Source organism: Paenibacillus sp. Cedars (assembly GCF_003184205.1).
Lineage (GTDB): Bacteria > Bacillota > Bacilli > Paenibacillales > Paenibacillaceae > Paenibacillus_AQ > Paenibacillus_AQ glucanolyticus.
The window spans coordinates 1,928,459-1,950,525 of record NZ_CP020866.1 but is presented as its reverse complement, the minus strand read 5'-3'; the positions used below and the strand labels follow the sequence as shown (position 1 = coordinate 1,950,525).

20 protein-coding genes and 1 pseudogene are annotated in these 22,067 nt (G+C 46.7%); 2 read left to right on the top strand and 19 right to left on the bottom strand.

The features are described 5' to 3' along the window. Positions 1-77: 77 nt before the first annotated feature. Complete coding sequence (locus B9D94_RS10765; protein ID WP_148246980.1) at positions 78-665, bottom strand: uridine kinase family protein; 588 nt, start codon at positions 663-665, stop codon at positions 78-80. A gap of 53 nt (positions 666-718) precedes the next feature. After that, entirely contained in the window at positions 719-979 is a 261-nt protein-coding gene (locus B9D94_RS10760; RefSeq protein ID WP_006211131.1) for a YqkE family protein, read from the bottom strand. 210 nt (positions 980-1,189) lie between these two features. Here B9D94_RS10760 and B9D94_RS10755 point away from each other — a divergent pair, with 210 nt between their 5' ends. Beyond that, positions 1,190-2,047 (top strand): alpha/beta hydrolase family protein, encoded by an 858-nt coding sequence (locus tag B9D94_RS10755; RefSeq protein ID WP_063479957.1) that lies wholly within the window; start codon positions 1,190-1,192, stop codon positions 2,045-2,047. Positions 2,048-2,093: 46 nt separating this feature from the next. Here B9D94_RS10755 and B9D94_RS10750 read toward each other — a convergent pair whose 3' ends face one another. The 8 genes and pseudogenes from B9D94_RS10750 to B9D94_RS10715 form a co-directional block, all read right to left on the bottom strand. Continuing rightward, the gene (locus tag B9D94_RS10750; protein ID WP_148246979.1) at positions 2,094-2,615 is read right to left on the bottom strand and encodes a GNAT family N-acetyltransferase; all 522 of its coding nucleotides are present in this window, start codon (positions 2,613-2,615) and stop codon (positions 2,094-2,096) included. A 2-nt stretch (positions 2,616-2,617) separates the two neighbouring features. Further along, positions 2,618-3,073, bottom strand: a complete 456-nt coding sequence (locus tag B9D94_RS10745; RefSeq protein ID WP_148246978.1) for a RidA family protein — start codon at positions 3,071-3,073, stop codon at positions 2,618-2,620. 173 nt (positions 3,074-3,246) lie between these two features. After that, positions 3,247-4,851, bottom strand: a complete 1,605-nt coding sequence (locus B9D94_RS10740) for an S-layer homology domain-containing protein (RefSeq protein ID WP_148246977.1) — start codon at positions 4,849-4,851, stop codon at positions 3,247-3,249. Positions 4,852-4,952: 101 nt separating this feature from the next. Then, positions 4,953-6,905: pseudogene (gene pulA / locus B9D94_RS10735) on the bottom strand (type I pullulanase). A gap of 12 nt (positions 6,906-6,917) precedes the next feature. Beyond that, positions 6,918-8,222 carry a DUF4129 domain-containing protein gene (locus B9D94_RS10730; RefSeq protein ID WP_148246976.1) on the bottom strand — a complete coding sequence of 435 codons (1,305 nt, stop codon included), beginning with the start codon at positions 8,220-8,222 and terminating at the stop codon, positions 6,918-6,920. Continuing rightward, on the bottom strand, positions 8,219-9,322 hold the full coding sequence (locus B9D94_RS10725; RefSeq protein ID WP_148246975.1) for a DUF58 domain-containing protein: 1,104 nt from the start codon (positions 9,320-9,322) through the stop codon (positions 8,219-8,221). The genes B9D94_RS10730 and B9D94_RS10725 overlap by 4 nt, the downstream gene beginning before the upstream one ends. A gap of 12 nt (positions 9,323-9,334) precedes the next feature. Next, positions 9,335-10,315: an AAA family ATPase gene (locus B9D94_RS10720; protein ID WP_148246974.1), complete on the bottom strand. Its 981-nt coding sequence runs from the start codon at positions 10,313-10,315 to the stop codon at positions 9,335-9,337. 237 nt (positions 10,316-10,552) lie between these two features. Further along, the gene (locus B9D94_RS10715) at positions 10,553-10,951 is read right to left on the bottom strand and encodes an antibiotic biosynthesis monooxygenase family protein (RefSeq protein WP_006211141.1); all 399 of its coding nucleotides are present in this window, start codon (positions 10,949-10,951) and stop codon (positions 10,553-10,555) included. 142 nt (positions 10,952-11,093) lie between these two features. On the opposite strand from B9D94_RS10715, the gene B9D94_RS10710 reads away from it, so the two are divergent. Beyond that, a complete protein-coding gene (locus tag B9D94_RS10710) occupies positions 11,094-11,396 on the top strand; it encodes a hypothetical protein (protein ID WP_006211142.1) in 303 nt (100 codons plus the stop codon). A 118-nt stretch (positions 11,397-11,514) separates the two neighbouring features. On the opposite strand, the gene B9D94_RS10705 is transcribed toward B9D94_RS10710, so the two are convergent. The 9 genes from B9D94_RS10705 to B9D94_RS10665 all read right to left on the bottom strand — a co-directional run bounded on the left by B9D94_RS10705 (position 11,515) and on the right by B9D94_RS10665 (position 21,800). Further along, positions 11,515-12,450 carry an NAD(P)/FAD-dependent oxidoreductase gene (locus tag B9D94_RS10705; RefSeq protein WP_148246973.1) on the bottom strand — a complete coding sequence of 312 codons (936 nt, stop codon included), beginning with the start codon at positions 12,448-12,450 and terminating at the stop codon, positions 11,515-11,517. A gap of 168 nt (positions 12,451-12,618) precedes the next feature. Then, on the bottom strand, positions 12,619-13,854 hold the full coding sequence (locus B9D94_RS10700; protein ID WP_148246972.1) for a chromate transporter: 1,236 nt from the start codon (positions 13,852-13,854) through the stop codon (positions 12,619-12,621). Positions 13,855-15,029: 1,175 nt separating this feature from the next. Further along, a complete protein-coding gene (locus B9D94_RS10695) occupies positions 15,030-15,410 on the bottom strand; it encodes a hypothetical protein (RefSeq protein WP_148246971.1) in 381 nt (126 codons plus the stop codon). 112 nt (positions 15,411-15,522) lie between these two features. Further along, positions 15,523-15,642 carry a hypothetical protein gene (locus B9D94_RS31885; protein ID WP_367613824.1) on the bottom strand — a complete coding sequence of 40 codons (120 nt, stop codon included), beginning with the start codon at positions 15,640-15,642 and terminating at the stop codon, positions 15,523-15,525. A gap of 87 nt (positions 15,643-15,729) precedes the next feature. Then, positions 15,730-15,888: a hypothetical protein gene (locus B9D94_RS31880; RefSeq protein ID WP_367613823.1), complete on the bottom strand. Its 159-nt coding sequence runs from the start codon at positions 15,886-15,888 to the stop codon at positions 15,730-15,732. A 441-nt stretch (positions 15,889-16,329) separates the two neighbouring features. Continuing rightward, a complete protein-coding gene (locus tag B9D94_RS10680; RefSeq protein ID WP_172963934.1) occupies positions 16,330-17,142 on the bottom strand; it encodes a stalk domain-containing protein in 813 nt (270 codons plus the stop codon). Between the two features lie 483 nt (positions 17,143-17,625). Next, a complete protein-coding gene (locus B9D94_RS10675) occupies positions 17,626-18,864 on the bottom strand; it encodes a CynX/NimT family MFS transporter (protein ID WP_148246969.1) in 1,239 nt (412 codons plus the stop codon). 131 nt (positions 18,865-18,995) lie between these two features. Then, a complete protein-coding gene (locus B9D94_RS10670) occupies positions 18,996-20,381 on the bottom strand; it encodes a helix-turn-helix transcriptional regulator (protein WP_148246968.1) in 1,386 nt (461 codons plus the stop codon). 33 nt (positions 20,382-20,414) lie between these two features. Then, entirely contained in the window at positions 20,415-21,800 is a 1,386-nt protein-coding gene (locus B9D94_RS10665) for a helix-turn-helix domain-containing protein (protein ID WP_006211149.1), read from the bottom strand. Positions 21,801-22,067 lie beyond the last annotated feature (267 nt).

Here is a 22,067-nt window from a genome sequence, read left to right as displayed (position 1 = left end):
CCGCTTTCAGCATTGCATCAACACCTCACGCAGAAATCATACACTCGGGCTGCAAGCCGAAGAAGCCAGATGACCGGTTAATCAAGTTTGTTTCCGTTGTCCTGCAATCGGGCATGAATCCAATCGGCCACGACCGTGCAGCCCCGAACGTTCCCCATCAGGGAATTGTTCACCACCAGATCTGCGTACCAGCGGGTAGGCTCGACATATTCATCATGCCTGTATCTGACAAGCTGCAAATACTCCTGAAGCACGCTCTCCTCGCTGTGTCCCTTGTCAATGAACCACTGGTTTCTGCGCAGCATCCTTTCATCGGCGGGACAATCTATGAAGAGCTTCAGATCAAGGGACTCCCGAAGATCCTCGAATTGATACAGAAGAAATCCTTCAATAAGGATGACATCGTATTCGCCACTGCGGACGGCCTGCTCATAATCCTCGGTTAAGCGCTGAATATGGACGGCATCCGGGTGGTTAAAATCCTCAAAGACTCTGTTCGTGAAGGGCGCTTTGGCCATGGGTCTAACGGCTTTGTAGTATTTGTCCATGTGGAACAAGGCCACACGATACTCGCTTAACTTCTCCTTGAGCTTCAGACTCAGCGTCGTTTTTCCGCTGCCCGAGCCTCCGCCAATCCCAATTGTCAAGCACCGACTCTGCTCCATTTATGCCTCCATATATAAAAAGGATAAAAAAACAGACAGCCTGCAGCCGCCTGTCATTTGTATTTTTTCCAATCCATCTCACTATGCTCGAGTAAATATTCAAAATCATTATCGCGCAACTTCTGTTCCGCCTTGCGTGCTGCTTCACGCTCCTGCCTTTCCTTCTCCAGCCGATCCGCTTCATTCGCTTTTAAGGATTCGGTGGTTGCCTTCAGCTTCGCCAGAACTTGAGGGTCCAGCATATCCTTTAACGTCGCAGGTTTATCCGTTGATTCTGTTCGTGGCAATGGGGAAGTCCGTTTCTTTTTTGCCATGTTCGCTCACCTCGATTTCCACATCATTATATCATTTTGCTGACAGCCTGACATCCGGCTGGACCATATTTCTCATCCTCCATGATTGATTTCACGGACATGTAAATACTATACTTACTTGGACCTGGACTCCATTATCGGACCAAATCAAGAGTCATCGATGGTGAGGGTACACATTGTGACGATGCAAGCACTGGAGGTACAGCAACCATGATCTATCATATTGATTATGTTTCAGAAGGACTTCATGTAAAGGGGTATCTGGGGCTCCCCCCTCAATTGCCCCGTACACTCAGCCATAAGATGGCAGAAGCGGTTGACACCATGCATGGCGTAACCGTAACTGGCACACTGGCTTGCTCCATTCTGAACAGAGAGCCAGCATCTTTCGAAGAGTCTTCCAACGAATCCCCTAAGCTGCCACTGGTCATCTACTGCCGGGGCGGCATTGGACGGATTGGTGCCGTACGGCTGAAGTGGGTGGAGGAATTCTCCGCCCAAGGCTATGCCGTATTTGCACCCGCTTATCGCGGCAATGAAGGCAGCGAGGGACGGGATGAATTCGGCGGTGCCGATACGATGGATGTGATCTCAGCCATTGACTGGCTGTCCCGTATTTCATGGATAGATAGCAGCCGCATCCACGTGCTGGGCTTCTCCCGCGGTGCCATTAATGCCGCTGTAGCGGCCGCTGCATCCCCCCATATATCCAGAATGATTCTATGGAGCGGCGTGTCGGATTTGACTCAAACCTATGAAGAAAGGATTGATCTGCGCAGAATGATGAAGCGCGTTATCGGGGGCTCGCCTGCCAAGGTTCCTGAACAATATCTGCTCCGCTCCCCGCTGCACTATGCGGACCGGATCCCATGTCCCGTCCTGCTCGTCCATGGAACACAAGACGAGCAGGTCCTGGTTCAACATAGTTACCGTATGCTGGATAAACTCCGGGAATGCGGGCATGAGCCGCAGACGCATCTGTACGAAGGGCTCGGGCATCACTTTCCCCCGCCCCAGCATGCAGCGGCAATCCATCGGATGTTCGATTGGCTAAAGAAGGGAGATTGAACATTTGCCCTGCTCAATCTCCCTTGCAACCGGCCCCGTGTCTTCCTCACTCCTTATTGCTGTGAATAGAGGTATCGATCCAGTATTTGCACTTCCCGTCTGCAATGGAGCTGAGCTCCCCCTGATTCCATTCAATGATGCGACGGGAAGGCAGGTTGGATTCATCACAGGTCAGCAGGACCTTGTTGATATGGTGCTCATAGGCTTTCTTAACTAACCCTTCCAGCATCCGCTTGCCATATCCCTTCCCCCGCTCCGAGGGCCGAATGACATACCCAATATGTCCACCCAGTTCAAGCAGACTCTGATTCAGCCGATGTCTCAGCTTGCCATATCCAACAGGCATGCCGTTCTCATACAACCAGTAAATGGTCTGAGGAACATACTCCTCCGGCAGATCGATACCTCTTGATATCTCGTAATTGCGATGGACCTTGGATACGAACTCTTCCATACTCCCGCTGTTTAAGCTGTTGACGAAGCCGTTCCCGCCCGCTCCAATTTCCTGCACCATGAATAAGAGGGCTTCATCCGCTTTCTTCTGCAGTTCAACTAACTCTAATGCCATGTCTACTCCTCCACTTGAAAGATAGAATCCACAATGATAGGCAGCTGATCTCGTAGGGATACCGCGCCAAATACGGATCTGGCATGGCTCCCCTTATCCCCGAATACATCAAGCATCAAATCCGAAAATCCATTAAGCACCTTATGGTGTTCTTCATAATCGGGTGTTGCGTTTACGAAACCCTGAACCTTGACCACTCGCTTCACTTTATCAAGAGATCCGAGAGCATCCCTTAATACGGCCAGAACTTCCACTCCGGTCAGACGGGCATAGGCATAACCCTGCTCGGTTGTATAACTCTCGCCAAGTTTACCCTTCGGCTCCCCAGGCGGCCCTTTCCCTGAGACATACATCAAACCGTTCACGATGACATAGTTGGCATACCTCGCAGCCGGCGAGCTGGCAGCAGGTAAACGGATGCCTAATGGCTCCAAGCGTCCCTCCGCATAACCGGACATAAGAACATCTCCTCCATGAAGAAAATTCCAGATAAATTTCAATCATTGTACCACGGAATGAGATCAGTACAAGTGTAAGAATAAAAGTTTCTCGATGTACCCTGCATTCCATGAGGACAAAAAGACCAACCCCGTACCATCAGGGTTGGTCTTCTCATCCATGCAACGAAGGCTTAAATCCGGAACGAATAGGATGCATACCGCTCCGCGTTGTTAATCGCCTGCCATACATCCGTTGTCTCAGCGCCAGGGTACCAATAGGCATAACCCGCAATCTGATATTTGGCAGCCATAAGATGTTTCATGGATAAGGAACGGGCTTCTTCCGTCCATATGCGATGCCTAACTCCACCGATCGTATATGCAGCTTCATACTGGGCGACATCAGCGTTCCACGCCAAGGAAGCCTTATGCAGACGGATGCGATGTCCCTGTTCAATCAAACTGATATCCTGCGAGGACACCGATGAGGCCAGCTGCCAATCTCTTGTATACAATGGATACGCAACGATACTCTTCTTCGCCGTGACTTGATTTACCAGCTTGTTCAGAGCCGATTCGGACCAAGGCAGCGAGGATACGGAACCGGCTTTTGGCGAGCCGCCCCAGTGTTGGTCGTAACTCATAAGAACTACATAGTCCACTTGTCTGCCAAGCGCTGCGTAATCAAATGCTGCCGTCCAATCCGTATTCAGATCAGGCGATACATCGATAGATAACTTCGCTCCGAGCCGCTTCATTTCCGCGGATAATTGCGTGATGAAGGCGGTCAGGTTCTGACGATCCTGAGGCATCACATTCTCAAAATCAATATTGATCCCGTCCAATTGATATTTGGATACATTGGCAGCGATGCTCTCTACAACCGACTTTCGGTTCTGGGCGCTGCTTAGAACGGAATGCGTTCCTTCCGCGTTCCCCCGGTTTCCCACCATAGCCCATACCTGCCGTCCATTGCTGCGAGCCCATGTAAGCAGCGCTTGATCGGTATGGTCCGATACCTTGCCGTTTGACTCCATATAATACCAACGCGGTACAAGCACATTCAAGCCGGCTCGCTTGGCATAAGAAATGTACTCCTTGGTTGTCCCATTGTACAACCACCCCATGTGGATATTCGCAGGAACCTGACGATCAACCGAAGTTTTCACATTGCCCGACTGGAGCACCCGATCCAGCAGTTTCGCCGTTTCCTCCCGGGTGATGGCGTCCTGAGGTCTGAACTGACCCTTGCTTCCCTGCAGCCAGCCGGTATCGGTTGCTGTTCCTACAGCATCCCAAGCCCACTTCGCAATCGAGACTGCATCGAGATATCTGCCCGCCATGTTCCCGTGATAAACATTGTTCTGCTTCATGGCCCGGGTGACAATCACAGCGGCTTCTTGGCGGGTAATGGGCGCATTCGGGTAAAACATGGAGCCATTCCCTTGTACGATCGATAGATTCAGGCCGGTATGAATCCAGCCATAATACCAAGCAGATTTGGAAACATCCCGGAATGCTGACACATCATTCTGAACAGGCTTCAATTTAAGCATTCTGGCGATCATCGCGGTAAATTCCGCCCGGGTCACCGGTTTGCGCGGCAAAAAAGCCCCTGTGCCATCCCCGCTTACGATACCTCTCTTAGCCAGACGATCAATCGCGTCTTTAGCAAAGCTTGCAGAAATATCATGGAAAGCAGTTTGACTCGGAGCTTGAAGCGCTGATGCCTGAACAGGGCTTAAGAGCGATGTTAATGACAGCAGCAAACAAAGGGACAGGATATATTTTTTCAAAGGTACGCCTCGATTCTATCATCTGATATCCACAGCATATCAGATGATGATAGAATCAGGCATTATTCATTTCTTGGTAAAAATCGTATCTGCGCGAGCGCCTAGCAAGCTAAGACTACAGCGCCGATCCCTTCTACAACAAGAGAATCCGAGTTTAAACGTTTAATCAGCTCTTCACCAAGCAGAATCTTCCACTCCCCAAGCTCAGGCAGCTTTAAGGAAGACTCCTTGCGTGCGGCATAATAGAGTACATAGATATGTTTCTCGGCGCCGCCGCCCGCATGATCACGAAGCGTGAAGGCTACGGTGTTCTCTGGACTATCCTCGAATCGCAGATGCCGCCGGATCGAAGCCGAATCCCGCAATCGAAATGCCGGATGATTCTTGCGAAGCTTAACGAGCCGCTGAATGTAGCTCACTCCATCCTGATGCTCTGAGGCCATGCCCCAGTCAAGCCGATTCACCTCATCGCTGGAGTTGTAGCTGTTCTCCACACCGTTCTTGGAACGGTAATACTCCTGGCCTGCATGCAGGAACGGGATTCCCTGACTCGTAAGGATCATGGCCGATGACAGCCGGTGCATATCCCGCCGAACCGCATCATTCTCTCCGTCCGTAGACAGCATGATTTTATCCCAGAGCGTATGATTATCATGACACTCCACATAATTCACGCATTGTACCGGTTCGGAAGCAAAGGCCTTGATCTCTCCGGCATACGGAATGCCGCCCACGATACCCTGCTTGACCTTGCCCTGGTATCCAATACCGCCGCTTACAAAGCCTTTGTAATCGAAATGAAAGATATCCCCTTTGACGGCGTCACGGAATCCATCGTTAAAATGTGCGATACGCGGCATCAACGCGGCCTGGCGCTGATTCGCTCTTCTCTCTTCAGCCAGCTCGGTATCCATTACCCAGCCTTCACCTATCGTGATGATGGACGGATCGATTTCATCCAGACGCGTTCGGATTTCATTCATTGTCTCTACATCCATCAAACCCATGAGATCAAAGCGGAATCCGTCTATCCGATATTCCTTCACCCACTGCAATACCGATTCTACGATGAATTTCCGCATCATCGGCCGCTCGGTTGCCGTATCATTGCCGCAGCCGGAGCCGTTCGAGAAGGTACCGTCTTTCTTATAACGCAGATAATATCCGGGAACCAGCTTGGTAAAGTTGATCAGGTAACCATCATATACATGGTTGTACACCACGTCCATGATGACTCGAAGCCCTTGATCGTGAAGCGTCTGTACCAACTGCTTCAGTTCCCGAATCCGTACCTCCGGTACATACGGATCCGTAGCATACGAGCCCTCGGGCGCATTGTAGTTCTTCGGATCATATCCCCAATTGTACTGCGGCTCGTGAAGTCTGGTTTCATCCACACTTTCGGTTGCATAGTCGTATATCGGGAGCAGCTCCACATGCGTGACGCCGAGCTCAACAATATGGTCAAGACCTGTACGAATCCCCCCGGGGCCTCTTGTTCCTGACTCTGCAAGACCTGTGAACTTGCCCTTATCCGAAACTCCGCTATCCGGATGAATGGTGTAATCCCGGACATGCAGCTCGTAGATTACAGCATCCACGGGACTGTCGAGCGGCGGCTTATCCGCTGTCCAGCGTTCCGGATCGGTTGTTGTCATATCCAGAATACAGGCGCGATCCCCATTAACGCCCACCGCTGTGGCATAGGGATCGACGGCCTCGTTCCATTGATCCCCGATCAGAACCTGGTAGGTATAGAACTTGCCTTAAAGATCCTCACGAACCTTCAGCAGCCAAGTCCCTTTCACATCCCGGGTCATGGCTATTCGGCGGGCATCCGGTGCTTTCCAATCCTCGTATAACAGGACATAGGCCTCACTAGCCGTTGGAGCCCAGAGACGGAAGGCCGACTCTTGAGTTTGGTAGGTCAGTCCCAGATCGCTACCTTCATAATAAAATTGCTGGTCAAATTCCTTGTCAAAGACGGAAACTCCTCTGGTTACGGCCGGATCACCATAATGAATAATGGCATTGCTCTCTTTTTGTACAGACAAGATGTTCACTCCTCATTTAAACTTCCTATCTTGTTGCAGCCGTTCAAATTCTTCCTTGGTAATGTCACGGTTGCCATAGCGCGCTTCCTCGTACAGCTCTATCAAGGATTGCGGAATGCGATCGCTCTGCCCATCCCAATCCTTAAGATCGTGTTCGGTTTCCCGAGGGGTCAGAGCCGCTTTCCAATTATAGCCTTCACGGATGCTTCGGGAAAGTATCCTGCGATACATTTGACGGATTTTCTGATTCAGGTGTTCCGATTCTTCGCCCTCACGATGCCTTCCACCGAAACGCACACCGGACAACAATCGTCTAAGACGTTTCGATGCAGGATCGTGTTCGATATTCTCCACTTCATCCTCATAACCCAGCGAGGGCTGAACGTTCTGTCTGTTCATCATTCTGTTCATCCACGCCGAGAATTTTCTGTAGAGCGTAGGCAGCACTTTGCCGAATCTGAACAAGACGTATACAACTCCAACCCCGATAGCAAGGAATACACCATAGATCAACATTTGTTCAATCACTTTCATCCACTTGCTTGGCGACTTCGGTTCTTCCTCCATCATAGGCATTTCGGGCGGCGGCTCTGTCATCGAAGGCGGCTCCGGAGCCTGCTCTGCTCCAGAGCCGAACAGCCCGGAGATCCAGGCTGCTATTCCCCTCGCGAGATCGGAGAACCACTGCTGAAGCTGTGGCAGAAAAGCCACGATTCCGATTAGAACCAGTAGTACGATAATAAACCATCGATTGTAGCGCAGAACGCGCCGTTCCAATACCGGCTGATCTTTGCCCGGGAGCGTCTCATCGAGCACGAACTGCCGATTGACGATCAGCAGCGTCAACACCAAGGCAGCCGCTCCCATCCACGTCAGAGCTGGTATTCCATCCTGAAATGAATCCATGAAGCTTAATATGAAACTGCTGACCCCGTACAGGATCAAACCGATCAGGAAATAGGTGCCTGGGAACATCAGATTCCAGCTTATCTGCTCCATTCGGCTCCCCCGATAACTTGCAACAAATAATACGGGAATGGAATAGGCGAGAGCGAGATCAACGCCCAGCATGGCAATGGATAACAAAACGGAAACCAGGCAGCCCCATAGGAATGCCTTGAATTGACGATTGAATTTAAATAACTGCCCTCCAGTATAACCCAGTATGTACCCGGCTAATACCAGCGCAGACCATACCCATTGGAAGGATTCAGGCATTAGGTAGAATGCGGGAATAAACAGAACGGGGAAAAACAACACACACTCTACGAAGCCCTGCAGCAAAGCCTTCATATATCCCGATACGTGAACATTCATGCTGACACCTCCTTCGCAGGAGAAGGAACATCTCCGAGAGGGAGGACGTCGACACGATGTCCGTTCTCACGAAACCGCTGAAACATCTCTTCCAGCCTTGGGCTCACATAAGTGGTCAGAATAAGGATATCCCTTGCTTCCTCATGCCGCGACAGCTCATAAGCCAGGTAATCATGAAAAGAAAGTCTGCGGGTGAGCTCCAGTCTTGCCAGCATTTCGAATATCAGATGCTGCTGCTCCATGCCGCCAGCAACGGGGACAAAGGCGTCATCCTCGGTCTCACCCAGCGTCCCGTTCGTCCCCATTCCGATCTCCATCCCTTGCGACAATAAATGTGCCGTTATTCCAGCTGCCAGCCGGATTCCATGCTCGATGGGCTCAGGCCTTGTAGCTTTGCTCCACATCTGCTCATGGTCCTCAATATTCAGGTAGATTAACAGACGGCTGTCGGCTGTCGTATCCCGCCTGTGAACCTGCAGGGTGCCCGTCCGTGCAGTGGCCTTCCACTGAATATCCTTCAGCGGATCTCCATCCCGATATTCACGAACACCCGATATGAGAAACGGGTCCTCCATGATCCATCTGCGGACCAGCATTTCGCCCATCCAGGTCTGCACGGGCAAATCCATATCCGACACATCAAGCGGCATTGGATACACCAAAATTCCGCCGGTTAATGTCTTACTCTGCACAATCGATTCCAGTCCGATCAGATCGCCTGTTGTCATCGATACGGTTCCCAGCTTGTACAGACCTCTTTGCTTCGCGGTAATCCGATGTCTGCGCAGGATTTTGGTCCATGGCAGAAGACTGAAGAAACTCTTGTGGTTCTGATTGAATTGTCCCTCACTGATATCCAGGTTTAATTGATTATCGAAGGCCAGACCCGAGCGGAATTGGGACTCTACCCTCAACCAGGGGACAGGCAATGCTTTGCGGTTCTCTATGATTTCGATCAATTCGACGGAATCTCCCTCATAACAGGTCGACACCTTGAAGGAACGGCTGTAATTCAGCTTTTTCAATGCCATCCGTTTAAAAATCTTGCCCTGCACAACGACAACCACAGCGGCGATGAACAATATCCAGTAGGCTCCCATGGCAACCGCCCCCTACGACGAAATGCCTTCTTCTGTCGGTACGGAAACCTGCTGCAGCAACCGCTCGATCACTTCTTCAGAAGCGGCGGCCCCGCCCCGGCTTTGAAGTGTGCCCCGAAGCTTCAACCGGTGTGCCCAGGCCGGCACAGCCAGCTCCTTCACATCGTCAGGCGTCACAAACTCCCGGCCCTGCAGGACAGCTTGTACCTGTACGGCCTTCAGCAGGGCCTGACATCCCCTCGGACTTACTCCGGAGGCAACCGCTTCATCCCTTCTGGAATGCTCCGCCAACGAAACGATGTAAGCTAACATCTCGTCACTGACATGCACCTTGTTGACGATTTGCCTGGCTTGCACGATGCTATCAGAGGCTGCAATCGCCGCAAGCGACTCCAAGGGTTGGTTATCCTTGAATCGCTTCAGGATATCGACGCTTTCCTGTGAGGTGGGATAGCCCATATTCAGTTTAAACAGGAATCGGTCCAGCTGCGCCTCCGGCAGTGGAAATGTGCCCTGCTGCTCCAGCGGGTTCTGCGTGGCGATGACCAGGAAGGGTTCCTCCAGCTGATGGGTTACCCCGTCAATGCTGATCTGCCGCTCCTCCATGCACTCCAGCAAGCTGGACTGCGTGCGGGGCGTTGCTCTGTTAATCTCATCGGCAAGAAGGATATTCGTGAACAAAGGGCCTGGCCGAAATTCGAACGCCGAGGATTGTTGATTATAGAAATATATACCGCTCAGATCAGACGGCAGCAGATCCGGGGTAAACTGAACTCTTTTAAACGTGCAGTCAATGGACTTCGAGATGGATTTGGCCAGCAAGGTTTTCCCCGTGCCCGGTACGTCTTCAAGCAGAACATGGCCAGAGGTCACCATCGCAATAAAGAGCCTGTCAATCAGCTGTTCCTTACCCACCATAACCTTGGAAACGTTTGCTCGAATATCATCAGCAAGACGGCGAACGGCATGATAATCTGTAATGATTGGAACCACCCCTTATATAGTTTAACTTAACAACAAAGTTCGGCATGACCTGCCATAATTCCTGTTATTCAGGGCAAAATAAGTCACAGTTTGCGTTAAGCTTCCGTTCCCAGAGCTGACCAGCCAGGCGACCATTTACTCTACATAGTCATAAATAAGGCAAGAAGCTGTCCAGGGACAGCTTCAGGATTCATCATATAAATGCTGATCGTATTGGGATCTGTTATAATTGCCCGTGAAAAAAGATCAATCAGAAGCAGATTCCTCATCTGCATCTGCATCTGCTTCTGCATCCGTTCCGCTGCCCGGGATCGATAGTTTGACCAGCTCCATTTCAGCTTGCTCGCGACTGTCGATCCGAATGTCGATATAATGCTTGACCTCAGGCGGACTTGCGTAGAATGGTTCCAGCAATGCTGACCATTTCTTATAATCCGGGTGTCCCCGGAAACCGAGCAAATGATCTTTAATCCCGCTCCAGCGAACAAGGAATATATATTCATCCCTGTTCTCCACACATTTATGAAGCTCATGATCTACATATCCCTTCTTCGTTAACAGAACGCCGGAAGCCGCCCGGAAGGCGCTCTCGAAATCACTCGCAAGCCCGGGTTTAATATAAAGTATCGCTGATTCCAGTATCATATCGTTCCCCCTCTTGATATTTATCCATCAACCGTGAGGCAGCTTGTACTTTGACGGCATCACGCTATGAAAACAGTAGGTGCAGTCAAGTATATGCTGATATAATAAGAAGAATGAATACACTAACGAGGATGAGACAAACATGGCATTCGGCATCTCCAAACAGGAATTGCAGCAATGGAAGCAGCAGGTGGCGCGAGGCGACATCGCTTTTTTGACTCACTACTGGTATGACAAGCGATTCCCCCAGTTCAATACCGTAACCAAGGTGGGCTGTTCGAACATCCGACGTCTTGAAGATTGGTGTTTGTCCAATGGGCTCAATCCGGAGTATATCCATCACCGCCTGCCTTACCCGCATTTTGATCTGATCGGTCCCAAGCAGACCGAATTGCTGCATAAATATGAGCTTGAAGACCATATCACCCGATTTGGTCTGACTTAACAAAACCCGCCCTGTTTCACGGTTCTCATAGAGCATACCGTGCAAACAAGGCGGGTTTTTTAGAATCCTGCTGCAATTAGCTTAGACGGAAGCTTACTCAGACTCGCCGCCAGAACCATCAGATTGCAGATTTACCTGTCAGCTGCTTCAATGTTTTGTTAATCCAGATGGCAGCCGTTGCACCTTCCCCCATAGCTACCGTGGTCAATTCGGAATGAACTCCCAAGTCACCTGCGGCCCAGAGCCATTCAACGCTTGTCATTTTGGACCTGGGATCGGTTATGACATGTCGATTATGCTCAAGCTCTGCCCCGAGCTGCTCAGCCAATTCCGAATAAATGCTGTTCCCTCCAAAGGAGATAAACCCCCGCTCCGCAGGCAAAAGGCTCCCATCCTCCAGCACGACAGCAGAGATGATGCCGCTCTCCTCAGAACGAATCTCCGCTACCTTCTTCTCCACATACGGAATCCCGAGCTCAGCTAATTGGCGCATATGCTCGGAAGAAGCCGGCTTCCCCTCATGATTGACATAGGTAATATCCCTGGTTCGCTCCGATAGCAGCAAGGCCATACTGGCACCGGGATCTCCTGATCCCATCACGACGGTCTTCCGATTCTGGATTTCATACCCGTCACAATCAGGACAGACAAACACCGAACTGCCTAGCGTCGACATCAGGCCCGGAAGCTCCGGGAACCGGTCCATCAAGCCGGTTGCCAGCAGCAGGGTTCGCGCCCGGTATTGGGCTCCGTCTTTCCCGGTTAACACAAAATGCCGCGCTTCATCCCGCTCCGCCTTCCGAATGTCATCCGCTGCAAAAGCAACGCCGACAGCCTCTGCTTGCTTGCGTCCCCGCTGCCTCAGCTCTTCGCCTGAAACCCCTTCAGGCCAGCCGAGAATGTTGCGGTAGCTCTTGCATATCGTGGAACGCCCCGTTCCCCTGTCGATCACCAGCACGTCGTAAGCTGAATACCGCCCCAATTGTATAGCGGCCTGCAAACCAGCAATACCGCCGCCAATAATGATGCAATCCTTCACTTTGGTGTCTATCATGTAGGTTCTCCACTCATTTCTATATAGAATTCATAGCCGGAGCTTTTTGTATCCGATATGCTTCCTGCAAAAGGTATACCCTAAATATTTAACCAATCCATGGAGATTTACTCCTGGCAATAAAATAGACCTCGGCACATCGTGCCAAGGTCTAAGCTAAATCATACTCTATAGCAGCAGTTGACCGGCTATCGCACCGGCAATCACAACAAGCCACGGCGGGCTTTTCCAGAACATCAGCATTCCAAACAATCCCGCCCCCATCACGAACTCAAGCGGACTATGAATAGAAGATGTCCATATCGGGTGATACAATGCTGCCAGCAAAATACCGACCACAGCTGCGTTCATCCCTGTCAGCATACCTTGAAGTTTAGGGTTTCTGCGAATGCTGTTCCAGAACGGCATCGACCCCACGATGAGCAGAAATCCGGGCAGAAAAATAGTAAGTGTTGCCACGATGCCCCCAGGTATTCCTTGTATCACAACACCGAGGTAAGCCGCAAATGTAAACAGCGGTCCAGGTACAGCCTGTGTTGCCCCATAACCGGTCAGGAAATCCTCCTTGGACATCCAGCCGTTTAGCACCGTCTCACTCTCAAGCAGAGGCAGAACCACATGACCCCCGCCGAATACAAGTGACCCGGCACGGTAGAAGCTGTCAACAATGGCCACCCAGCCATTATCGGTCATCGCCCTCAGCAGCGGGAGCCCCACCAGCAAAACAACAAACAAACCTAGGCAAAACAGTCCGGCTGTCCGTCCAATAGGGATCTTCATATCGGCAGCCTTCTCATCGTTAGCCTGCCGCTTAAACAACCACAGTCCCGATATACCGGCAAGAGCAATGACCATTACTTGAGATATGGGAGATTGCCACAGCAGAACGACAGCCATTGCTATAAACGCTAAAGCCGCACGCACGGGGCCCGAAGCCAGCTTCCCTGCCATCCCGAGAACCGCTTGAGCTACTATCGCGACTGCAACAATTTTCAGTCCTTGAATCCATCCAGCCGAGCCCGGATCGAAGGTCTGCATCAGATAGGCAAAAATCATCAGCATGAGCACGGACGGCAGCGTAAATCCGAGCCATGCCACAATGCCGCCCCATAGTCCCGCTCTCATCACACCGACACCAATTCCGACCTGGCTGCTGGCCGGTCCGGGAAGGAACTGAGCCAGTGCCACCAGATCGGCATAACTTTTCTCGTCCAACCACTTTTTTCGCTGAACATAGGTTCCGTGGAAATAGCCGAGATGCGCAATCGGTCCACCAAACGAGGTGAATCCCAGCTGAAGAGCAGTCCACCACGTTTCGCTAAGGGCGCGCCATCTTCCGGACGGTTGATTATCGCCCATTTGAGCCTGTGCCTGTGCTTGTTCTTTCTCGATCTCTGTGTTCAATATGTCTTCGCTCCCCTTACGCTAAAGTTCAATGGAAATAGGATTTTCATGAGTGCATGCCTAGGCATGCATCGTATGATCAAATTTTAGGTTACAACATATGCACAACATCAATCCACCTCTTTATGTAAACGCTATGTAAAATTTGAGCAGTAACTGCTATTACTGTTCACCTTGCACCATGTACAAGATGATATAAACTCCAGATATCTTTCACATTCTGTAAGTGAGTAATTATATCTTTTGGAATAGCACTAAATCGTTGATAGCTCCTCACGCAATGATTCGAGGACTTACGCGTAATGCATTACTGAGAGCCATAGAAGTATGAGAATGAGACTTCTCATGGTACTCCCCCCCTCTTTACTTTCTGGACTATCCCTCGCCATCCTACCCATTTCATTTTTGTCATTGAGTTAGTTCAAAACTTATACATTTAAACAAAAACAAGCCACCATATCAAAAATAGGGCTTGTCTTTAGATTAAATCAAATTTTTTATCTAATTTAGGCTTCATTAATCTTAAAAAACTTAAAGTTGATCTATTTCAAATATTCTAGAACTTTGTTTTACTTTTCCAACTTCGACATGTCCCATCATACCTTAAACTATCATATAAAATTTTGCGCCATCTTTATAGATAATAACCTCAGGTCTTATATCAAAGGTAATATCATATTTATTGTCAACATGCTTCCATGTTAGTCCGTCAGTTAATTCATACAATTACCTTCAACAAAACCCTCTAATTTATAATTAATTTGTGATTCAATGACTCTTAAACTATATACAATAGTGAAAAACGAGCAATAACAGATTAATTGAATATTGAGAGGTTACTCTTCATCACAAAAGAAATAACTCAGCTATAGATCACCGAGTTATTTCTTCATCAATTTTTATTGCATAATTATGAGATACACCCTGAAATAAGAACAAACATTTGTTTGTATACATTTTTTATCGAACTAATTTACATTCGAACTAATTTACATTCAAGTGGTTTACATGAAGATTTTTTTCGTTGCAACATTATTCAAAGTTTAAAAACCCAGAACCGTAATTATCTCTCATTTTTCGTAATGTAGATATTCCTTCTTCATATGTCCCACCAGTCGCAATATAAATGGCCTCATTTTGATTATTCTCCATGTCAGTACCCAAAACACTTATATTTAGAAAACACTATCGTCAAACCAAATAATACCAAGCATATTGGCATGCTGTGGCGGGTTAGTATGAGTCTTATTGTAAATCAAATTCCCCATGTTTATACCATTTTTTCTTTTAAGTACTTCTGTATTGAGAGTTTCATAATTTTCTGTTTTTTCTATCCCTCTAATTTTAATGGAGCCCTTAAAAATATGCTGCCTAAACAAAGGTCGATATATCGTTCCTTCAATATTAATAGAAGTATTCTTAAGAGAGTCGGGATTTCTATCATTAAAAGCAACAGCAGTACGAACAACACTTATTTTTTCTGGAAATTGGTAAATAAATAGAAAAATGATGATTAGCAAAAGAGGGATACCAGTGAATATAATGATTCTTTTCAATTTCCCATCTCCTTTTCTCCCAAAATAGAATAAGATTTGTGCAAAATATTCTACACAAATCTTATTCTTAAATAAAGAAATAAATAGTTCATACTAGGGCGTGTCTTCAAACTCAAGCAAGCCACACCATAATGGATGCCAAGGCCAAAAAAGACTTGAATGTACACGCTAATTTATCATATCGAGTCGCCAAACGACGATAATTCTTTACTTTATTAAAGAAGCATTCCACCAAATGGCGCTCTTTGTAGACATCCCGATCATATTTCGGGATCACTCGGCGGTTTTTCTTCCCGAGAATCTATGGCCTGTTGTTCCTTCAAAAAGGTCCGAATGGCATTCGTATCATACCTCGGTCGGCTAGAACTTGCTTCCGGGTCAGTTTCATGCTTTTAAGGAGATTGAAACCTTGGACGGAGTCATGCGCTTCACCTCCGGTCAAGTTGAAGCGAAGTGGATTTCCTAACGCGTCAACTATTGCATGAATTTTCGTGCTTAATCCACCTCGGGAACGTCCGATCGCTTGCTTGCTTTGCCCCCTTTTGCGCCTGATCCATGCTGGTGAACTCGCACTCTAGAGCGAATTCGTTATATACTAATGTCGCTACAATTGCGGATCAGTATATGCTTCTATTCAACAGTCCTGCGGATTATTCACATTTACAGAGTGTATTGCGAAACAGAATGCAAACTCATAAAAATACACTTTCTGGGAAAAGTGCGTTCCTTATTAGCGGCTCAGGTACATCTTATGATGTACGTCAAATTACCGGGGGAACTTGGTCGTTTGCAGGATATGCAAATTCGACACTTGCATATGGGGATCCTGATTATTTCTGGAAACGGGCTTTTGAAGTTACTTTGAATCCTGTTGTTACGTTACAGTAATTATTTACTTGCGGTTATAACTAAAATAGTTTTAAGGATTCAATACCTCTTTAACCAAGGAGAAATCTACCGAATCAATTTTCCAGCCTTTACTTGTATAAACCAGTTTGGCCGTTCTGTAGAGTGTTTCATTAGGTGCATATTTAGAGTTAGGACCTGAAGATTGAGTCAATTTGGCGCTATTGGTTTCAGTATAACTGATGGCCGATGCATAAATCGTTGTAAATTTAAAGTCGTATTTCAATCCTTTGCTACGTATGATTTCATTGATAAATTTATCCGTAAAGTATGGGCTGAAGTAAGTTCTGATCTGCTTGATTGAAGATAGGTCGGTTGCTTCGTTTAATTTGTTCACGAACACTTGTCTTTGCTTATCTGTTATTTTTTTCGCATTCGGAACTTGAACTTGTGGTTTTTGCATGGTTACCTGGAGTTGTTTTCCCTCCAACGTGATTGTCGCCTGACCAGTTTTTTGGTTCCAATTTACATCTGCTCCCAAAGTTTGACTTACAAAACGGGCCGGCACATAAGTGGAGTTGTAATTTAGTTCCGCTGGAACATCAAGAAGAATTTCCGATTGATTGAGCAAAACTTTGTTAGAATTAAGGGTAAGAACCATTTCTGTAGCATCTTTAGTAATTCTAATTGTTTTTTGTTGTTGATTCCAATCAACGTCTGCTCCTAAGTTTTCAGAAACGGCTCTAAGAGGTATGAGCACCCGATTGTTTTTCAAAATACCACTATCTATTGTAACCGGTGCTTCAGCGGCATAGCTAGATGAGCTAAAGTTAGGCAGTACAAGCATAGATGCTGCCAACATCGTAAGAGACATTTTTTTGAACATTATGATCCTCCTAAAATTAAGATTATTTGTAAGATTAGACGTCATACATAGAGTAAATGTTTCTTTCTCCAGCTATTGCAGAGGACATAAATGTCAAAAATTGCTTATCATCTGACTCTCCTTGTTTCTTCACATACATGAAATCAATGTATAAACTGCAATTAAAAGTTCACTTTAAAAATCATGGAACAAAATATAATAAAATAACAAACTATCCTAATCGTTAGCTCTCCTAAAATCCAATGAAATTTAGCAATTGTCAAGTAAGCTATGATTACAACTGCTTGTTTTATTCGGGCTAATGAATTGAATTGGTGTCCTATTCGGAATGAGAACTTAACTTGTTAAAAACACAAAAAGTCGCGTTTCCGCGACTTTTTTTTATTCTCAGACTCGAAGCTTAGCAATGCCCGCCGGACCGTTGTCCAGGGAGCTCTTAAAGATGTACTTAAAAAATACAACCTTGATAACCCCCCTCCGCCGTTATGGCTTCTCCATCTTCGGCGTAGATTCACCCGACGCTGAGGTATACCCCGGTTTGGCTGCGCCAAAACCGAAGAAGAACAGCACAACAACGACTGCGGACAAAACCATGAGGGGAACCTTCCAACCGTCTGTAGCGTCATGCAGGAACCCGATGAGCATCGGGCCGATCGCGGCCAGCAAGTAACCCAGAGACTGAGCCATCCCCGATAACGCCGCGGCTTCGTGGGCCGTTTTGGTACGTAAAGTAAAGAACATCAGGGATAAACTGAAATTCGCCCCGCCGGAAATACCGACCAACATCACCCATAGGAGATTTAATGAGGACATGCCGGATAATAATCCTACGTAACCAGTGAGCATGGATAATGCAGAGATGGTCACCAGAACACGCTGATTCGGATTTCGGCCAGCCAGAACAGGAATAATGAAGGAGAACGGCAAACTGACAAATTGAAGTATGGAGAGCATCCACCCGGCAGCACTATAATCCATGCCTTGACTTCTCAGAATCTCGGGCAGCCAAGAGATGTTCACATAGAACGTAAACGATTGAAGCCCCATAAATAAAGTGATATACCAAGCAAGCGGTGAACGAAGCACACTCTGTTGTTTGGTTGCAGTCGAACGGACTTCTGCTGTCTTGTCAGAGCTGCTGCGTTGAATCAGCCATACGATCAGAGCTAACACGGATAATGACGCCCAGATCAACAGGGAACCCTGCCAGCCAAGACCTGCTTGCGTTGCAAGCGGGATACTAACCCCGGATGCGGTGGCGGCTAGCAGATTCATTGATGCCGAATAGGTGCCTGTCATCAATCCGATATGCCGCGGGAAATCCCGCTTAACGAGACTCGGAAGCAGCACGTTCCCTACGGCTATGGCCACTCCCAGAAATGCAGTTCCCAATAATAAAGTAATCGGCGATGATATGGAACGTATGCCGATTCCGAATGTCAACACCACCATGCTAAGCAGCAGGGTGGTTTCCAGTCCCCACTTTTTGGCCATGGCGGGAGCCATTGGCGATAATAGAGCAAAAGCCAACAGCGGCAGCGTCGTCAGCATACCAGCCATGGTACTCGATATTCCTGTATCCTCACGAATGATCCCAATCAGCGGGCCTACCGAGGTTATTGCCGCTCTCAGGTTAATGGCAATTAGGATAATGCCTGCAAAGATCAACCATGTACGCCCTGTGGAACTTGTGGTTGGTTCTAACGATGTTCTTGATGTCATTACATGGACTCCTTACTCTGTTACGATATGTAAAAATAAACTTATCCGAGTTTATCATAAACCCGGACATTAGGCTATAGCTCAGGGAGGCCACTGACGCTGCTTCACTGGTTATGGCCACAAGCCATACCCTACACAAGCGGGCTCCAGGCGTACACCGATAATTTTTGAACATCTCGAATTAATTCGGTATACCGTCTCTGAATATCCTCGGACGAAAAATGACGGAATTGCTCAAATATCCCCATGCATCGCAGCATTCCTCGATCGCTTTTAATCTTAATGGAATACTCCAGACTATCTACAATGTACTTCAGCCCACGATCAAATTGTTTGGAATTTAAATAGTATATCCCCAATTCGGATAGAAGCCGCGTATATTGGTTCATTGTGACGTGTTCACTAACTTTCCCAAGTTTGTTTTTCTGTAATTTAAATGCCTGGTATTCCCGAAACTGGTCCACTATATGATCTATGTTGAAATGATATCTGTTAGCAGCTACTACAAAGTTACACAGGGCTGTAAAAATCTCATCCGTTCTTGATTCAATATAATCTATATATTCAGGCAGTACGTCAGAATCTCCAGCCATGAGTCTATACAAGTAACGGTTCGCTTTAGCCCATTCTTTAAACTGATCAACAGTTATAATTTCCTCATCAGAAAATTCCTTTGCCTTTAACCAATTAGGATTTTCATACATTGAAAGATATCCTAATGCACCTTCAAAATCCCCTGCCTCACGATGAGTATTTGCTAGAATTAGATACGAATATAATATGTAAAAAACGGTGGGTTTCTCTTGTTCATCTTTAGATATCTTTTTTTTATTATGGTTTCTATATTGTATTTTTGCCTTATAACCCATTTTTTCAGCCAAAACTTTCACCATATCCCATCTGAGCAGAGAAACGTTAACGTTAATAAGCTTCCTATATGCATCTAGTTGATACACATCATCCAGCCGATCAACATAATGTTCAAAAGTTACGGCCACCTTTAAGTTAGACTCCATATTATCACTTAATTCTAACTTAAATAGTCGATAATGACATAAGGCAAGCCTCTCAGAATGCTGGAACTTCTCACTCTCTGCTACACACTCATACAATATAACCGCTGCTTTATAATTTTCTTCATTGAACAAATCTTCCGCCAATTCAAAAAGCAGCGGAGCATAACTGATATTTTCCATCGTTAATCGGGCGGCTTTTTGCAGACAATCCAGCTTGCCTAGCTCTGCGCATCGTTGAAGAAAAGCTCCTAACCGTCTCCAGTCAGGCGTGGTATGAAATATACATTCCGAAATGTATCGATCATAAAAAAATCCTTCAGGATATCCTATACTGGTAGTGATGCGATCCAATTGATTCATGGACATGGGACGATTTCCGTTAAGTATACTGCTCAAGGACCCCGTATTCACACCGGATATTCTCGCAAATTGATTTAGCGTTAATTCGTTATCCTGTAAAAATTTCGTTATTTCTCCGCGAATCGTGGCTGTCGTTTTCAAATAACAACACCCCCAGGGAAATCCAAATATTAGTTAGTTCTGCACTTGCGGGCTCCAGGCGTATACCGATAGCTTCTGAACATCCTGGACTAATTCAGTATATCGCCGCTGGGTGTCCTCGGAAGAAAAATGACGGAATTGCTCAAATATCCCCATGCAGCGCAGCATTCCATTGTCACTTTTGGTTCTGATGGAGTACTCCAGACTGTCCAAGATGTATGCCAGTCCACGGTCAAACTGTTTGGAATTTATATAATATATCCCAAGCTCCGCAAGAAGCCGCGTATAGCGGTTTAAGGTCACCTGATCGCTCACCTTTCCGAGCTGATTTTGCTGCGTTTTGTAAACCAGATGCTCCTTATACCGATCCAATATATGATCGATATGAAGTTGATAGCGATTGGCTGCAATCAGAATATTACAAAGCGCCAAAAAAATCTCATCTTCTCGTGAGTCCACATAATCTACATATGGGTTTAAAGCATTGGGTTGTCCACTCATTAAACCATACATATACCGATTAGCCTCAGCCCATTCCTTGAACTGCTCCATAATCAGCAACTCTTCATTGCTAGGATTTTCTATCCAATCAGGTTTCTCATATAACGACACATAATAAAACGCATTGTCATAATCTCCTCGTTCTTGATACATATAGGCCTGAATTAAATACGAATATAATATATAAAAAATAATTGGTCTCTCTGATAACTCATACGTTCTAAGAGTACTTCTATTTTGTTGGTATTGAATTCCAGCTTTTTTCCCCATTAGTTTTCCAAGCGCTTCAATTTTATCCCACCGTTGTAAGGATACATTTAAATTAATAAGTTTATGACACGCGTCCAATTGATACATATCATCCAATCTATCAATATAGGGTTCAAAGTATACAGCAGCTTGTAAATTATCTTCCTGATTCTCTCCTAATCCGATTACGAATAATCGATACTTACAAAGAGCTAATCGCTCTGAATACTGAAACTTTTCACACTCAGCCACAGATTCGTACAACAAAGCTGCCGCTTTATGCTTGTCCTCATTAAATAAGGCTTCGGCCATATCAAATAGCATCGGTGCATACGATATGTTCTCCAGTGTCATTCGGGCTGCCCGATGCAGACAATCCAGCTTTCCCAGCTCTGCACATCGGAGAAGAAACGGCCCCAATCTCCGCCAATCCGGAGTCGCATGAAAGATACACTCAGGAATGTACAGATCATAGAAATAGCCTTCTTCCAGACCCATTGCGTCGGTAATCCGATCTAACTGATGCATGGACATGGGACGATTACCATTTAGGATATTACTAAGTGTCCCGCTGTTGATACCCGATATCCTGGCAAATTGATTAATCGTCATATGATGATTCTGCAAAAATGCAACTATTTCCCCGCGAATCGTGGCTGTCGTTTCCAAGTAACAACACCCCCAGATGAGAACCAGAAATTAGTATATTAAATATTTAATTACATGCTATTATTTTACTTTAGCGAGGTCAATAGCGAATCAACATAATGGATCTGTTGTTTTTAAATGATGAAATATATTAATAATACTACGAAATATAATAAAAAGACGCCTCCAAAAATTCGGAAGCATCTTACTTAATCTATAACACACTTATTTCGCGATTAAGTATCTTAATTATTTCCAAGTCCAAAACCATGACCAGACGTCGTAAGT

Coding starts and splice junctions, on each gene's coding strand:
- B9D94_RS10765 (WP_148246980.1), bottom strand. CDS start 665: ATGGAGCAGAGTCGGTGCTTGACAATTGGGATTGGCGGAGGCTCGGGC.
- B9D94_RS10760 (WP_006211131.1), bottom strand. CDS start 979: ATGGCAAAAAAGAAACGGACTTCCCCATTGCCACGAACAGAATCAACG.
- B9D94_RS10755 (WP_063479957.1), top strand. CDS start 1,190: ATGATCTATCATATTGATTATGTTTCAGAAGGACTTCATGTAAAGGGG.
- B9D94_RS10750 (WP_148246979.1), bottom strand. CDS start 2,615: ATGGCATTAGAGTTAGTTGAACTGCAGAAGAAAGCGGATGAAGCCCTC.
- B9D94_RS10745 (WP_148246978.1), bottom strand. CDS start 3,073: ATGTCCGGTTATGCGGAGGGACGCTTGGAGCCATTAGGCATCCGTTTA.
- B9D94_RS10730 (WP_148246976.1), bottom strand. CDS start 8,222: ATGAATGTTCACGTATCGGGATATATGAAGGCTTTGCTGCAGGGCTTC.
- B9D94_RS10725 (WP_148246975.1), bottom strand. CDS start 9,322: ATGGGAGCCTACTGGATATTGTTCATCGCCGCTGTGGTTGTCGTTGTG.
- B9D94_RS10715 (WP_006211141.1), bottom strand. CDS start 10,951: ATGATACTGGAATCAGCGATACTTTATATTAAACCCGGGCTTGCGAGT.
- B9D94_RS10710 (WP_006211142.1), top strand. CDS start 11,094: ATGGCATTCGGCATCTCCAAACAGGAATTGCAGCAATGGAAGCAGCAG.
- B9D94_RS10705 (WP_148246973.1), bottom strand. CDS start 12,450: ATGATAGACACCAAAGTGAAGGATTGCATCATTATTGGCGGCGGTATT.
- B9D94_RS10680 (WP_172963934.1), bottom strand. CDS start 17,142: ATGTTCAAAAAAATGTCTCTTACGATGTTGGCAGCATCTATGCTTGTA.
- B9D94_RS10675 (WP_148246969.1), bottom strand. CDS start 18,864: ATGACATCAAGAACATCGTTAGAACCAACCACAAGTTCCACAGGGCGT.